The following is a 13257-nucleotide window of genomic DNA, read 5'->3' on the forward strand; positions in this document are numbered from 1 at the left end:
ACTCCCGGTCTACGCCGTAGCCTGCACAGCGCTGGGTGGGCTGAATGTGGCGATTACGGGGGGCTTCGATGGAACCGTCCGTACTTGGAGTCTTGGATAGGATGATCAATCGCCGTGATGAGGTGCATAATATAGCTTTTATGGCAGGCCGAAATTTAGAGGCATATCGGCGCGTCAAGTACCTCGAGAGTCGGCTAGTATCTGGGGTATAGTTCATTGATCAAGAATTTCAATGGAGATCACTATGGAGATCACTATCGAGACCATCGAGTCTGGCTGGAACGCGGTCGTCGATCTGTTTCGAGACGACGCTCCAGTCCGGATCGCGACCCGAAACGGTGTGTCTTTTGACATACCAGGGCTCACGATAAATATAAATAACGTAACTAACACCGCCTTGCCGACACTGTATAAGTATCCCGAATTGGCCAAGGACTATCTTGACCGACTTCTTGGGTCGATGCGAGGCGAATCAATGCTCTATCATCGTCTGTATCGATGGGAGGCTGGAGAGAAGCCCGAGTTCAATCAGATTGCCGAAATTAAAGAAGTGCTAGCGAACGACCGCAACAGTCGATCTGCCGTATTCACTGCTTGGCGGCCAGAAGAGGATCTCGGTTCTCTTTATCCCATTTCTCCGGTCGATGGATGTTTTAGGATAATAGAAAATGTCCTGCATGTATTTTTGACTGCAAGAAGCACCGACGTTATGGTAGGACTAGTCCCAGAATTGATCGCTTGGGCTCACTTTGTCGCCGACATGACACTTGGCTTGAGTGTAGAAAAGGGCGTTATCCACTACCATTGCTGGAGTCTTCATATGTATGAGATTGATTTCGTAAGTTCTCTGGGATAAATGGGAGTCCAAAGTGGAACGGTCGCTCACCATGCTTAATGGCAGCTTGATGGATATGCGGGCAATAGATCGCATCCTTCAAGCTGTTATCTTCTTCGCGGATTCCATAGCCATCCGCGCCACGTATGAAACCGATCCCACCGACGTAGGCCAGTCGCGCGATCTCTCCTATTTGATCAATAACTTGCGTGAGCAGGGATTTATCAAACTCTGGGCGCATGAGTACGAGGTCAATGATGCTGGGTACGCACGAAGTCCACGTGGTGCCGGAGGAGAAAGCCGCCCTGCAGACTTGGTAGTTGACCGAGATGCGCTTGCAGCAAATATGACCGAAATGGATCAGATGTTTCGTGGCATGCGCGAGCATGCGTACGAATCCTCGCCCAGAGGGCATCGCCGGCCTCTGCGCCAAGGAGTTGGGGAAATCATCAATCTAAGGGGTCATTTGGCCTCCTTGGTAATCTCCTCTGAACTCAATCAAGACGGCTTGCTGGCTAGTCAGGCAACTCACAACGCTTTGGTCAATGGCGCACGCTCAAGCGAACCGTTTGGGCCCGGTGTGGTCCGTGAAGTGTTAAGTCTTCTGCAGCTCGGTTCGCTCGCTAACCTCTCTCCTGACCAAATACTGGAGTGTCGCCGGTATAGCTCAGACTTTCGATCACTTCTTGATGATTCGCTCTTGGCCGTAGCCCGTGGATCGGATCCTGTATTGACACCCGAGGCTACAGCCCGCGAATTGGTGGGCCGTTATAAGGCAATATCGTCCGAGTACGCACTTGCTAGAGGAGAGGGTAGACGGAGCGGAGGTTTCCTTTGGGAAATATTGGGTGCAAGTCTCCCGACGAGTCTCGCAATCGGAGCTGGCGACAGGACCTTCAAGTGGCGTAAAGATGAAGCGGAAATGAAGCCCTATCTCCTTCTAATGCATCTTGAACGCGCGTTGGCAGGTGGGCGGCGGTAGACTTCTTCACCGTCTTGCCGATTGCACGGAACGCTTTCCTGATAACGAAACACGTTCATGCACTAAATCATAGGCTCTACCAAGTTTTTGGGTGAGAGGTGGCTCATGACTGACATCGGTTCTGTTAAGGCGATCACTGTGTGCAGTAGTTCAAAGTTTTATTCGACCGCGCGTGTGGTTGCAAAGGATCTCGCAGAAAGGGGCTATAAGATTTACACCCCGCGGTTCGAATACAGCGAGGAGGTAGTCGCCGTCTCCGCTGAGGAGAAAATGATGCTGACCAAGGAGTTTCTAAACAAAATTCATTGTTCAGATGCGATTTATGTCATCGATGAAGGCGGGTATACGGGGCGCAGCGTATGCATTGAAGTGGGGTACGCCTTTGGCTCGAAGAGAGGAATCATTTTGTCGGAACCTGCTACAGAGGACGCGATAACGGCCCTTGCTGATGCGGTCGTACCGGTTGATCAAATCGGACAGTGGCTGGCGCAAATTTCCCGTGACTAATCTTGTCGGCATCCCATTTTTCAGCCTGTCAACATTATTGCGTAGTTCATTTGAACCCGGCGATGATGCTTGTAGGGCCAAAATGTGGTCGGGCGGTTTGGCGCGACGCGACTGGACGGAACGGGCCGCACGCACGGCGCGCCAGGGTGAGCAGCCACCCGCGACGCGAAGCGGCGCCCTAAAAGACGTTTCATTCGTAAGCGCACTTTCCGACGTCCATCGCCGTTTAGTTGGTAAATTATGGTGTTGTCTCGGACCAGACGTGGTCGAAGCTGTGTTGGTATGTGGCGGCCATGTCGGTGGGTTGGGTGCTGCGGAGGTGAAGGACGGGGGCGTGGGATGCGGGGATGCCGTAGGCGTGGGGGTTGATCAAGAGGTCGTCGTCGGCTCGGTAGATGGAGTTGTAGAGGACTGTGTCGTGTAGGCGGATCTCTACGTTGTCTAGGTCGCGGAGGGGTTCGTAGAGGACGAGGGCGTTGCGGGTCTTGGCTGCTAGGGAGTCGCCTACGCCCTCGTCTGCGCCCCGTTCTGAGATGCGGGAGCCGTCTGGGTTGCCGAGGAGGATGCGGACGGCGACGCCCTCTCGGGCCTTGTCGGCGATGGTTCGGATGACGCCTTGGTCTTCGGCGAGGAAGAGGCCGGCGTAGGCGAGGATGCCGATCTCGTGGCGTGCGCTGGCGAAGTGGTGTTGCCAGACCGCTCGGGGGACGGCCCAGCGGTGCGGGTAGGTGGCGAGGATCTGGGCGCCCGGTGGTTCGGGGAGCGGACGCGGTGCGGAGAGCTGGGGCCACAGGTCATCAGCGGTCTGGTCCAAGAGGTCACAGAGGGACGCTCGGTGGCGGGGGTAGGGGATGCGGCCGGACAGCCAGCGGTGGACGGTCTTGGGGTCTACGTCGAGGCGCTTGGCTACGTCGTCTTCGGTGAGTTGGGCCTCTTCGAGGGCTCGCCGCAACAGGTCGTTCACCGGACCTCCTGAGATGCAAGGTAAGGACTGACGCTAACAGAGGACGTCCCTAGACGTCCCTAGTTGCCGGTGGAGAGGTCCCGGCCGGCCAACGAGGCTTCTGGACATGCCCGAGGTTCCGCACCTGCGGTTTCTCAGCGGTCAAGTCCCCCCAAGCAACCTCGTTGAGGAGGCCCCATGTCCTTCGACCGGCCCCGTGAGACCGATGCCGAGTCGACGTCCTTCTCTGGTCTGAGCGCGGCCGAGGCGCGGTTGGCCGCGCTGGGCGCTCACCTGCGCGCGCATCGCCTCGTCGTCGAGTTGACCTCGACGGGACTGGCTGTGCGCAATCCGGACGCGCCGGGTTGCTGCGACGAGAACCCAGTGCTGTCCGACAAGATCACGTGCCGGCCCTTCGATCGGGACGGCGGTCACCTCTGGTTCTTCGACTCGTCGGGGCAGCCGATCACTGAGGCCGAGCGCATCGTCGACGCGGTGGTGTGGGTCAAGGGCAGGCTCGCCAACCGAGACAGCCTTCCTGCGGTGGAGGGCACGCTCTGATGGCGCGGGCTGCTGGACGGCATCGACGCACCTGCTCGCCGCCACAACCTGCCCGAAGGACCGTCAGCCCTCGTCCGCAAACGGACGCGGCGGGGCGGTGGGTTGCTGTCTCCCCTGCGAGCAGGCCCACGCGCCACCCTGCCTCCCGCCCGCCGGTGCCGAGTTCCTACGGCGGAGGCGGAAGGCATCGGCGTGGGCTTGCTCGGCGCATCCTCGGCGCCTTTGTGGATCTGGGGTGAAGGTCGGGGGTGAGGTGAGGCCCAGAGCGGTCGCCGCTCTGGGCCTCATGCGTGTGTGGTGGGGTGTGCGGTGACACGTGCCTCGGGTGCCGCGTACCGGAGGATTGCTGAGGTACTGCGGGCGCGTATCGCGGAGGGAACCTATCCCGCCGGTGGGCGGTTGCCTGGAGAGCATGAGCTGAGCAGGGAGTTCGCCGTCGCTCGCGACACGGTGCGGCACGCACTGCGGGTGCTCCAGGACGAGGGGCTGTTCAGGGTCGTAACGGGCCTGGGCAGGTTCGTGTTGCCAGTCCCCGCGGACAATGTGGGGCCAACGTACGAGCGCATCGCGGCCGACCTCAGGGCGCTGATCGAGAACGGCTCGTTGCCGGTTGGCAGTCTCTTGCCGAGCGAGTCGAGGATCTGCGAACGCTACGGCGTCGCGCGGTTCACCGTGCGACGGGCACTTGAACAGTTGGAGGCCGCTGGACTGGTGGAGTGTGTTCATGGTCGGGGACGGTTCGTGCTGCCAAGACGTCCCTAGATGGTCCCGCGGCGTCCGTGGATGTCCAGTGACCTGCCCGTAGCGTCAGGGACATGGACAGCACCGCCGAGTGGGCACGCGAAATCGCACGTCATCACCTGGAGAGCGCGTTGCCGCGCCGCTGGGCGCACACGCAAGGTGTCGCGCGCCAGGCTAGGACGCTCGCGCCCCTACTCGGCGACCGTGCCGACCTGCTTGAGGCCACCGCTTGGCTGCACGACCTCGGCTACGCGCCTGATCTCGTAGTGACTGGGTTCCATCCCCTCGACGGTGCGCGCTTCCTGCGGGATGCTCACCACGCGGACGAGCATCTGTGTCGGCTCGTGGCTCATCACTCATGCGCGGTTGTGGAGGCTCGGGAACGCGGGCTCGTCGACGAGTTGACGAGCGAGTTCGGGACCGAGCCTCCGGAGCTGACGGATTCACTCATCTACTGCGACATGACCACGAGTCCGGACGGCGAGGAGTTGGCGGTAGAGGATCGGCTTTCGGAGATCCTGTCCCGGTACGGGGACGGTCATCTCGTCACGCGGTCCATCACTACGTCGTCCCCGCACATCATTGGCGCCGTTCACCGCGTTCGGGACGAGTTGATGTCGCACCTTTGAGCCGGTCAGGTGATGACCGGCTGTTGCCTGTTCTCCAGGTAGTGGCCGATGCGGAGCTTCATCGATCGGTCCATCTGCCTGTCTGCGGCCTTGTCGGCGGGGACCCAGAGGACTTCGCTCGACTCGTCGCTTGGGCGAGGTTCGCCGCCTGTGGGACGTCCTGTGAGCAGGATCGAGAATTCTTGGCGGACCTCGTCGTTGCTCGTGTAGTGGATCAGGTGCTTGGGGTCTGAGTAAATCCCTACGAGGCCGGTGATCTCGCAGTCGACGCCGGTCTCTTCTTTGGTCTCGCGGATCGCGGCCTGTGCGACGGATTCGCCCAGGTCGATCGCGCCTCCTGGCACTGCCCAGTTGTCGTTGTCCGTGCGGCGAATCATGAGGATGTCGCCGTTGTCGTTGGCGACGACGACGTTGACGGACGGGACGAGGCTGTTGGCCTCGGGGGCGTTGGGGTCGTCGTAGTAGTCGATCCTGCGGCCCAAGTCAGTCCCCCGTTGGTAGTGGCTTGGCGGCTTCCCAGACGCGCTCGAAGCTCTCCATGTAGGTCGTGACGACCTCGCCGCCGGGGAGCCGTCGCAGGTGCCAGAACGGGGCATCTGATGCGCCTATGCCGTAGATGTGCGTGTTGACGAACATCTGGTCATCGGCGAAGTAGATCGAGTTGTAGAGCACCGTGCCGTGCAACCGGAACTCGACGTTCTCCAGGGCACGCAACTTCTTGTACAGCACCATCACGTATTGGATCTTGCTGGCAAGGGTGTCGCCAATGCCCTCGTCCTCGCCGCGGTCGGCGACCTGCGGAGATTCCGGGTCTCCGAGGAGGATGCGGACGCGAACGCCGGCTTTGGCCTTGTCGGCGAGGATGCGTTGAGCGCCGGTGTCCTCGGCGAGGAAAACGCCGCTGTAGACCAGGATGCCGATCTCGTCTTGCGCCTCGGCGAACAGACGTCCCCACGCGTCCCTTGGGACGGCCCAGCGATGCGGGTAGAGGGTGACAAGCTCGCTGTCGGACGCCGAGGTGATCTGTTCCTTCGTCAGAGCCTCGGGCCAAAGGTACGTCTCATCCACGCCGAGATGAGAAGCCACTGCGTAGCGGTGCCGTCGGTACGGAGTGCGGTCCTGTGTGATCCACCGTTCGACGGTCTTGGGATCGACCTCGATCGCCTCGGCGAGCGCGGCGAGGGTCATGCCCCGTTGAAGCAGCGCGGCGCGTAGGCGTTCGTTGGGCAAGGCACCTGTCCGAATCCGGGACGTCCTGGGACGCGGTCAACCCTACGAGGACGTCATAAACACGTCCAGTCATGTAGTGATCCCGTCCCACGGGTCAGGCGCACTCTCTTCTCACACCACAGCACCGACCGCCCGAACCGCCCCCGCCGGACACGGGCCTTACGAGAGGAGTGGTCGCAAATGATCCTCGTTCTGGCCTCCATCATCGCCGTCTTCCTCGCCGGCTCCACCTGCGGAATCTTCGCGATGCTGGTCATCGGCATCCATGCCGAGGAGCGCCGCGCGATGCGGCGCGATTCCTCGCCCTCCCGGATCGGCAGCGCGTCCCGTCGCGTCCTCACCGCGCGGACGACGTGTGACGACGCTCCCGAGCGCGTTCCGGCGGGGCGGTGACCCGATGCGGATGCCTCGCCTCATCACCGCTCATCGCTGCCCGTGCGGCGCGCGAGTCGACCCCGGTAACCGCAGGTGCCGCAAATGCCGTGCCCGCGCCCGCTGGATGCGGCGCGGGCGCGGGCCCGGCCACCCCGACATGTGGCCGTAGGGGGTGAGCGCGTGAACGTCTCGATTCCGCTGGTCGCCATCCTCGGCGCGGTCGTCTGGCTCGCATGGCGGTACATGGGCCTGCGCGCGTGGCAACTCGCGGTGTGCCTGCTGTTCGGGTTCTTCCTCGCCGCGACCAGCGCCGCGCCGGAGATCCGCCAGCTGGTGACCGTCCTCGTCCAGTCCCTCTCTCAGAACTGACGTCCCGCTTGAAGGGAGTGATGCCCCAGTGCCCGACATCCCTCAGCACGTCAAGATCGACCTCCAGGGGGTTCGTGCCCGCAACCTCGCCGCCCGTGAAATCGTCTCCGCTCTGTCGGAAGCGATGCCGTCCATCGCCGATCTGTGGCTACGCGTCAATTCCGCGCTCGCCGATTCCCCAGCCCTCGTCTCCGAAGTGTCGCGCCTCACGGCCGAGCTGGTGAGGGTGCGCCGTGACCGCGCGAACCTGGCAGCCGCGGGACGCGCCACCCTCAAGGCCACGCGGGATGCGGAACCTGACCCGCTGTACTACCTGCGCGACGAGTTGCGCGCCCAGGGACACCTTCCGCCGGACGAGCGGGGGCGTTCATGAGCCGGACGCGTCAGATGCGGCGGCACGCGCAGAAGATGCGCCGCAACGGGCTTCAACCGATGGTCATCATCGACCGTGACGACCAGTTCCCGGACGTCGCCGCTGTGCTGGTGGCTCGGGTGCTGTGGCGGTACCGGTCCGAACTCGCTCCCCTGTACCTGGTGACCGCGCTCGTCGTCTCGGGCCTCGTCCTGCACGTCACGTGTCCGCGCTGGTGGCCGTACCTGCTCACCGTCGCGGCGGTGACCGCGTGGGTGCTGGCCATGTCCGGGGACCGGTTCGGGCTCGCTCTCCGCACCGAGCGGCTCTACGGCGCGGCCGTGGTCATGAGTGCCGGTGGATGGCTTGCGGCGGTGACCGCGCTCGGTATCGCGTTCTCGCCTCTCCCCCAGGTGCTCGCCATGGGTGGGTTCGTGCTCGCCGTGCCGTGGTGGGTGCATCGGCGCCGGCGTGCCAAGGTGCGCGTCGATCGGCAGATTGCCGCATGGCCTGAAATCGCGCAGTCGATCGGGCTCGCTGGCTCGCGTGCACAGTCCGCTGTGGTGGACGTGTGGGGGTGGCGTGCGCGATTCGCTCTCGCGCGTGGCCAGACCATCCAGGACGTCACCGCGAAAGTGCCCGCGATCGAATCGGCGCTCGGGACGTTCCGCGGCGCGGTGCGCGTCTTCCCCACGCGCGACGACAAGGCCAACCGGTTCGAACTCCGGGTGCTCAACACCGACCCGCACGCCGACGCGATCCCGTGGCCCGGACCGTCCGTCTCATCCATTACCGAGCCGATCGACCTCGGGCCGTTCGAAGACGCGACCAGCGCACGCGTTCTGCTGCTGCGACGTCACGGGCTCATCGGAGGCGTGGCCGGCTCGGGAAAGAGCGGCGGAATCAACGTCCTCATGGGCAGCCTCAGCGCGTGCCGCGATGTGGTCATCTGGGCCATTGACCTTAAGCGCGGCATGGAGTTGCAGCCGTGGGCGTCCTGCATCGATCGGCTCGCCACCACGCCCGAGCAAGCCCGCGCCATGCTGCGCGATGCCGTGACGATTCTCGAGGCGCGCGCCGAGTGGCTCACGGCGAACGGCAGGCGCGTCTGGGACCCGGCGCCGAGCTTCCTGCCCTCCTCGTCATCGTCGTCGATGAGTACGCCGAACTCGCCGATGACGCACCGGACGCGGCAAGTGACACGGACTCGATCGCGCGCCGTGGACGTGCTGTTGCCGTGACGCTCATCGCGGCCACGCAGCGCCCCACACAAAAGGCCATGGGCAAGGGCGCCGTCCGCTCACAGATGGACGTCCGGGTGAGCTTCCGCGTCCGCGAACGCAAAGACGTCGACCTCATCCTTGGACAAGGGATGCTCAACGCCGGATGGCACGCCCACACCCTCAACGCCCCCGGCAAGTTCCTGCTCTCCGCACCCGAACACGACACGCCCCGACGAGGCCGCGCCTACCTGCTCACCGATGACGCGGTGAGCGAGGCCGCACAGCGACACGAGGCTCTAAGGCCCGTCCTGGACGAGGTCTCGCGGCGCGCGCTGGACGAGGCCAGTACGCCCCTTCTGCGACCCGTCTCGGTGCCGTCCGTCCCGCTGAGGCCGTCCGGGGAAGAGCGCGCCGAAAGCGTCTTGCGGGAAGCCCTGGACGGCGCGCCGAACGAGGGGCTTCCGATCGCTCACCTACTCATGATCACCGAGATGAGCCGGCCGACCCTCTACCGGCGTCTCAACGAGCTGGTGAAGACCGGCCGGGCCGTCCAGGTCGGACGAGGCCGCTACAAGGCGTCCGACCACACTCCGTGATCGTCTCAACGTCTCGTCTCAGGCGCGCGCCTGCACGTAAGGAGCCGAGAGACGTCCGTGAGACGAGACGGAGACAACCACCGTCCGCAACCAAGGAGTTGATCGCCAACCCGCACCAGGCACGCGCCCGAGACGACCGCTCGGGCGAGAGGAGGTGGTGACCGTGCAGGCGTACACCGTCGAGCAAGTGGCCGAGATCCTCAACATCGGCCGAGACAAGGTCTACTTCCTGATCCGCACCGGCCAACTCCACAGCATCAAGATCGGCAAGCTGCGCCGCATCACTGACCGGCACATCGCCGAGTTCGTCACCTCCCTCGAAGAGGCCAACCGCTGACAACCGCCGGGAGGTCCGTCCGCACATGACCGCGAACGGACCTCCCCACACAAGGGACGTCTAGGGACGTCTTGAGTTATGGTCGGTGGTGACCTCGACCGATACGAGGAGGGATCCGGTTGGCGAAGATCCTCATCGGCAAGTACGAGGGGACGATCTACGAGGAGGGCGACGGGTACACCGGCGCCATCTCGCTCGGGTTCGGCCCGGACGGCAAGCGCAAGCGGCTCAAGAGGAAGGGGCGGACGAAAGCACAGGTCAAAGAGAAGCTCGTCAAGGCCGTCGACGATCTAGAGAAGGGCATCAGGGAGGAGCGGAACCACACGGTCGAGAAGGCCGTGAACGCCCTACTCACCCACCTCGCCAAGCAAGACAAGAGCGAGGCGACGATGAAGACCTATCGCGGTCTCGCCGATCATCACATCATCGGCAGAATCGGCAAGGTCAAGCTCGCCGACCTCACGGCCGACGACGTTGAGGCGTGGCTAGACGACTGCGCCGAGAGCATGACCACGCAGACACTGAAGATCGTCCATGGCCTTCTACGGAGGTCGATCCGGCTCGCAGAGCGGCGCGACAAGGTCGGGCGCAATGTGGCTCTACTGGTGGACACTCCCAGGGGCAAGCGGCCTTCAAGGCGGTCGCGGTCGCTCTCCCTGGCACAGGCGACCACCCTTCTCAAGGCAGCACAGGATCCACGGCACCGACTCGGCGCGTACGTCATCCTCGCGATCGTCTCGGGTCTCCGTACGGAGGAACTCCGAGCGCTCACGTGGGCTGACGTGGATCTCAAAGAGAAGGTCGTCTACGTTCTCCGTTCCGACCGGGACGGGGGCGACACCAAGACCAAGAAGAGCCGCCGGGGCATCGCCGTGGCGGACATGGCCGTTGACGCGCTCACGGCGCTGCGCAAGCGGCAGGCCGCAGAGAAGCTCGCAGCGGGCGACCTGTGGCAGGGGCACAACCTCGTCTTCTGCCGAGAGAACGGAGCGCCCTACACGAGTGACGACGTCCTACGCCGCTTCCAGAGCCTCACACGCACTGCTGGCCTCGGCTCGAACTGGGTGCCGCGCGAGTTGCGGCACACGTTCGTGTCCATCATGAGTGACCAGGGCGTTGCCCTGGAGAAGATCAGCGACCTTGTGGGGCACGCCGGCACCCACACCACGCAGACCGTCTACCGGCACGAACTCCGGCCCGTCATCACCACGGGCGCCGAGAAGATGAACACCATCTTCAACGAAGACAAGTCCAGGTCAGCCTAGCCATTGGCTCCCGGCCGAACTCCCCTTGACGACGTCCGATTCCCTGAGCAGGCACGCAGCAAGATCATCGGGTGCACCCGCATTAGCCGCGCCAGCTCTGAGAGAACCCACTGCCGCGGATGTCGATAACGGTTCGCCGGCTCCGTCTCAGGGGCAGATGCGGCCGACGTGGCCGTACCGAGCCAAGGAGGCCCAGCGTGACGCTCCAGCGGATGGACAACGTCCTCATCGTCGTCGACGACCTTGAGGCGGTCATCGCGTTCTTCGTCGAACTAGGAATGGAGCTTGAAGGCAAGGGGCCGCTCGAAGGGCGTTGGGCGGAACGTGTCATCGGGCTTGAGGACGTCCGCCAGGACGTCGCCATGCTGCGGGTACCGGACGGCCCCGGACGAGTGGAGCTGGCGAAGTTCCACAGGCCGAAGGCCATCACCCCCGAGCCGAAGGAGGCACCGGCGAACACGCTGGGCATTCGCCGCGTCATGTTCGCAGTCGACGACATCGACGACGTCGTCGCCCGCCTGCGCGCGCACGGCGCCGAACTGGTCGGCGAGCTGGAGCAGTACGAGAACCTCTATCGCCTCTGCTACGTGCGCGGCCCCGAGGGCATCGTCGTGGGACTCGCCGAGCAACTCGGCTGACGGCGCCGCGCACGCGGGCCCCCATGGCCGCCTGGACCCGCTCGCTTTCCCTTCTTCGGGTGACAAAGGCCGGGCGGGAAGTGTGGGTTGCGGAAGAGCACTGCACGAGCTCACGGCGGCATAATCCCCGGCGTGTCCAGTGCGCCGCCGTTGAATGAGGACTTCCGGCTGGTCGAGGCGCTTCAAGCGCAGCGGCCGGGGGCGGTCGGCCATGTCTACAACGTGTACGGGCCCGAGCTGGTCGAGTACGCGGAGGGGCTGCTCGGTGAGCGCGGGCGGGCGGTGGGGGCCGTCCGGGAGGCGCTGCTCGCGCTGCAGGACGCCGAGGTGCCGGACGCCGGGACGTTCCGGGACTGGCTGTACGAGCTGGTGCGCGACCAGTGCCGCGCGACCCCCGCGCGGAAGCGGGGGCGGCTGGTACTGATCGGGGGCGCCGCGGCCGCGGTCGCGTTGACCGGCGCGACGCTCGTTCTGTTCGAGTCCGCCGATGCGGAGCCGCAGCCCTCGGCCGCGCCACCGGTGGCGATGATCACGCCGGCGTCGCCGGCGCCCTCGGTGACGTCCGCGCCGGCGTCCGGGGAGAAGGCCGAGAAGGACGCGCCGAAGCCGGAGAAGAAGGCGGCCAAGCCCGAGAAGTCGCGCAAGGCGCCGACGGGGCCGGGACGGTTGTCGGTCAACGACGCGGGGTGCCAAGGGGTTCGGGCGGCCGGATCGCCGGCGCAGTGTCACATCAGGCTGACGGCCGTCGGCGGGTCGGTGAAGTGGTCGGTGGCTGCGGTGCGGGACCGGGCCGGGCGGGTCAGCGCAGGCGGCAGCGGAACGCTGAAGGCGGGACGGTCGGCCTCCGTGACGGTGACCGTAAGGCCGACGGTGCTGTGCTTCGTCGGCGGACGCGGAACCGGGACGGTCTCGTTCCAGCCCGCCGGCACGGCCACCGTGACCTACACGTGCTGGCGGCGGTAGCGCTTATCGGGGTTTAACCTGCCGGGCGGCATGCTCGGCGGCATGCGTGTTCTGGTTGTTGAGGACGAGCGGGTGCTCGCGGACGCCATCGCCGAGGGGCTCCGCGAGGAGGCCATGGCCGTTGACGTCGTCTATGACGGCGACGAGGCGTTGGAGCTGGCCTCTTACAACGAGTACGACGTCGTGGTCCTCGACCGGGATCTGCCTGCGGTGCACGGGGACGACGTGTGCCGGGAGCTGGTGGGGCGGCGGAGTCCCGGGCGGATTCTGATGCTCACGGCGGCCTCGGATGTCGATGATCGGGTGGACGGCCTGTCGCTCGGGGCCGACGACTATCTGCCGAAGCCGTTCGTGTTCAGTGAGCTGGTCGCGCGGGTGCGGGCGCTGGCCAGGAGGTCGGGGGTGCCCGTGCCGCCGGTGCTGGAGGGCAGGGGGATCCGGCTCGATCCGTACCGGAGGAAGGCCGCACGGGACGGGCGGGAGCTGCGGCTGACCAAGAAGGAGTTCGCCGTGCTGGAAGAACTGATGCGGGCCGAGGGCGGTGTGGTGTCCGCCGAGCGGCTGCTGGAGCGGGCGTGGGACGAGAACATCGACCCGTTCAGCAACATCGTCCGGGTCACGATGGCGACGCTTCGGCGGAAGCTCGGGCAGCCGCCGGTGATCGAGACCGTGACGGGCTCCGGCTACCGGCTGGAGGCGATGTGAAGAGGC

The 13257-nt window shown here is 64.5% G+C and carries 19 protein-coding genes; 16 read left to right on the forward strand and 3 right to left on the reverse strand.

All coding sequences use genetic code 11. The features are described from left to right. The first annotated feature begins 244 nt into the window (after positions 1 to 244). The 3 genes from AL2_RS37600 to AL2_RS37610 all read left to right on the forward strand — a co-directional run bounded on the left by AL2_RS37600 (position 245) and on the right by AL2_RS37610 (position 2324). On the forward strand, positions 245 to 856 hold the full coding sequence (locus AL2_RS37600) for a thymidylate synthase (protein WP_168444603.1): 612 nt from the start codon (positions 245 to 247) through the stop codon (positions 854 to 856). A 13-nt stretch (positions 857 to 869) separates the two neighbouring features. Beyond that, the gene (locus tag AL2_RS37605) at positions 870 to 1817 is read left to right on the forward strand and encodes a hypothetical protein (protein ID WP_157438274.1); all 948 of its coding nucleotides are present in this window, start codon (positions 870 to 872) and stop codon (positions 1815 to 1817) included. 105 nt (positions 1818 to 1922) lie between these two features. After that, positions 1923 to 2324: a hypothetical protein gene (locus AL2_RS37610; protein ID WP_157438275.1), complete on the forward strand. Its 402-nt coding sequence runs from the start codon at positions 1923 to 1925 to the stop codon at positions 2322 to 2324. A gap of 238 nt (positions 2325 to 2562) precedes the next feature. Here AL2_RS37610 and AL2_RS20810 read toward each other — a convergent pair whose 3' ends face one another. Further along, positions 2563 to 3288 (reverse strand): helix-turn-helix domain-containing protein, encoded by a 726-nt coding sequence (locus tag AL2_RS20810; protein WP_067635936.1) that lies wholly within the window; start codon positions 3286 to 3288, stop codon positions 2563 to 2565. 177 nt (positions 3289 to 3465) lie between these two features. Here AL2_RS20810 and AL2_RS20815 point away from each other — a divergent pair, with 177 nt between their 5' ends. The 3 genes from AL2_RS20815 (at position 3466) to AL2_RS20825 (ending at position 5198) form a co-directional block, all read left to right on the forward strand. Next, positions 3466 to 3828, forward strand: coding sequence for a hypothetical protein (locus tag AL2_RS20815; RefSeq protein WP_067635938.1), 363 nt, complete (start codon positions 3466 to 3468; stop codon positions 3826 to 3828). A 309-nt stretch (positions 3829 to 4137) separates the two neighbouring features. After that, positions 4138 to 4590, forward strand: coding sequence for a GntR family transcriptional regulator (locus AL2_RS20820; RefSeq protein ID WP_067635940.1), 453 nt, complete (start codon positions 4138 to 4140; stop codon positions 4588 to 4590). A 53-nt stretch (positions 4591 to 4643) separates the two neighbouring features. Further along, positions 4644 to 5198 carry an HD domain-containing protein gene (locus tag AL2_RS20825; protein ID WP_067635942.1) on the forward strand — a complete coding sequence of 185 codons (555 nt, stop codon included), beginning with the start codon at positions 4644 to 4646 and terminating at the stop codon, positions 5196 to 5198. Positions 5199 to 5203: 5 nt separating this feature from the next. On the opposite strand, the gene AL2_RS20830 is transcribed toward AL2_RS20825, so the two are convergent. Both AL2_RS20830 and AL2_RS20835 read right to left on the reverse strand, forming a co-directional pair. Continuing rightward, positions 5204 to 5680, reverse strand: a complete 477-nt coding sequence (locus tag AL2_RS20830; RefSeq protein WP_067635944.1) for an NUDIX domain-containing protein — start codon at positions 5678 to 5680, stop codon at positions 5204 to 5206. A gap of 1 nt (position 5681) precedes the next feature. Next, positions 5682 to 6428, reverse strand: a complete 747-nt coding sequence (locus AL2_RS20835) for a helix-turn-helix domain-containing protein (RefSeq protein ID WP_067635946.1) — start codon at positions 6426 to 6428, stop codon at positions 5682 to 5684. Positions 6429 to 6608: 180 nt separating this feature from the next. Between AL2_RS20835 and AL2_RS20840 the strand changes: the two genes are divergently transcribed. From AL2_RS20840 to AL2_RS20885, 10 genes are all read left to right on the forward strand, one after another. Then, positions 6609 to 6821 (forward strand): hypothetical protein, encoded by a 213-nt coding sequence (locus AL2_RS20840; protein WP_067635947.1) that lies wholly within the window; start codon positions 6609 to 6611, stop codon positions 6819 to 6821. Positions 6822 to 6983: 162 nt separating this feature from the next. After that, complete coding sequence (locus tag AL2_RS20845; RefSeq protein WP_067635949.1) at positions 6984 to 7172, forward strand: hypothetical protein; 189 nt, start codon at positions 6984 to 6986, stop codon at positions 7170 to 7172. Positions 7173 to 7200: 28 nt separating this feature from the next. Next, entirely contained in the window at positions 7201 to 7545 is a 345-nt protein-coding gene (locus AL2_RS20850; protein ID WP_067635951.1) for a hypothetical protein, read from the forward strand. Continuing rightward, positions 7542 to 8765, forward strand: a complete 1224-nt coding sequence (locus tag AL2_RS20855) for an FtsK/SpoIIIE domain-containing protein (RefSeq protein WP_067635953.1) — start codon at positions 7542 to 7544, stop codon at positions 8763 to 8765. Before AL2_RS20850 ends, AL2_RS20855 begins: the two co-directional genes overlap by 4 nt. Beyond that, positions 8762 to 9343, forward strand: coding sequence for a helix-turn-helix domain-containing protein (locus AL2_RS38625; RefSeq protein ID WP_067635955.1), 582 nt, complete (start codon positions 8762 to 8764; stop codon positions 9341 to 9343). The genes AL2_RS20855 and AL2_RS38625 overlap by 4 nt, the downstream gene beginning before the upstream one ends. 157 nt (positions 9344 to 9500) lie before the next feature. Further along, positions 9501 to 9680: a helix-turn-helix domain-containing protein gene (locus AL2_RS20865; protein ID WP_067635957.1), complete on the forward strand. Its 180-nt coding sequence runs from the start codon at positions 9501 to 9503 to the stop codon at positions 9678 to 9680. Between the two features lie 119 nt (positions 9681 to 9799). Next, positions 9800 to 10945 carry a tyrosine-type recombinase/integrase gene (locus AL2_RS20870; protein ID WP_067635959.1) on the forward strand — a complete coding sequence of 382 codons (1146 nt, stop codon included), beginning with the start codon at positions 9800 to 9802 and terminating at the stop codon, positions 10943 to 10945. A gap of 212 nt (positions 10946 to 11157) precedes the next feature. Further along, on the forward strand, positions 11158 to 11583 hold the full coding sequence (locus AL2_RS20875) for a VOC family protein (RefSeq protein WP_210747943.1): 426 nt from the start codon (positions 11158 to 11160) through the stop codon (positions 11581 to 11583). Positions 11584 to 11715: 132 nt separating this feature from the next. After that, on the forward strand, positions 11716 to 12546 hold the full coding sequence (locus tag AL2_RS20880) for a hypothetical protein (protein ID WP_067635963.1): 831 nt from the start codon (positions 11716 to 11718) through the stop codon (positions 12544 to 12546). Positions 12547 to 12588: 42 nt separating this feature from the next. Then, positions 12589 to 13251 (forward strand): response regulator transcription factor, encoded by a 663-nt coding sequence (locus AL2_RS20885; RefSeq protein ID WP_067636001.1) that lies wholly within the window; start codon positions 12589 to 12591, stop codon positions 13249 to 13251. Positions 13252 to 13257 lie beyond the last annotated feature (6 nt).

The sequence above is a fragment of the Actinomadura latina NBRC 106108 genome (assembly GCF_001552195.1).
GTDB classification, from domain to species: Bacteria; Actinomycetota; Actinomycetes; order Streptosporangiales; family Streptosporangiaceae; genus Spirillospora; species Spirillospora latina.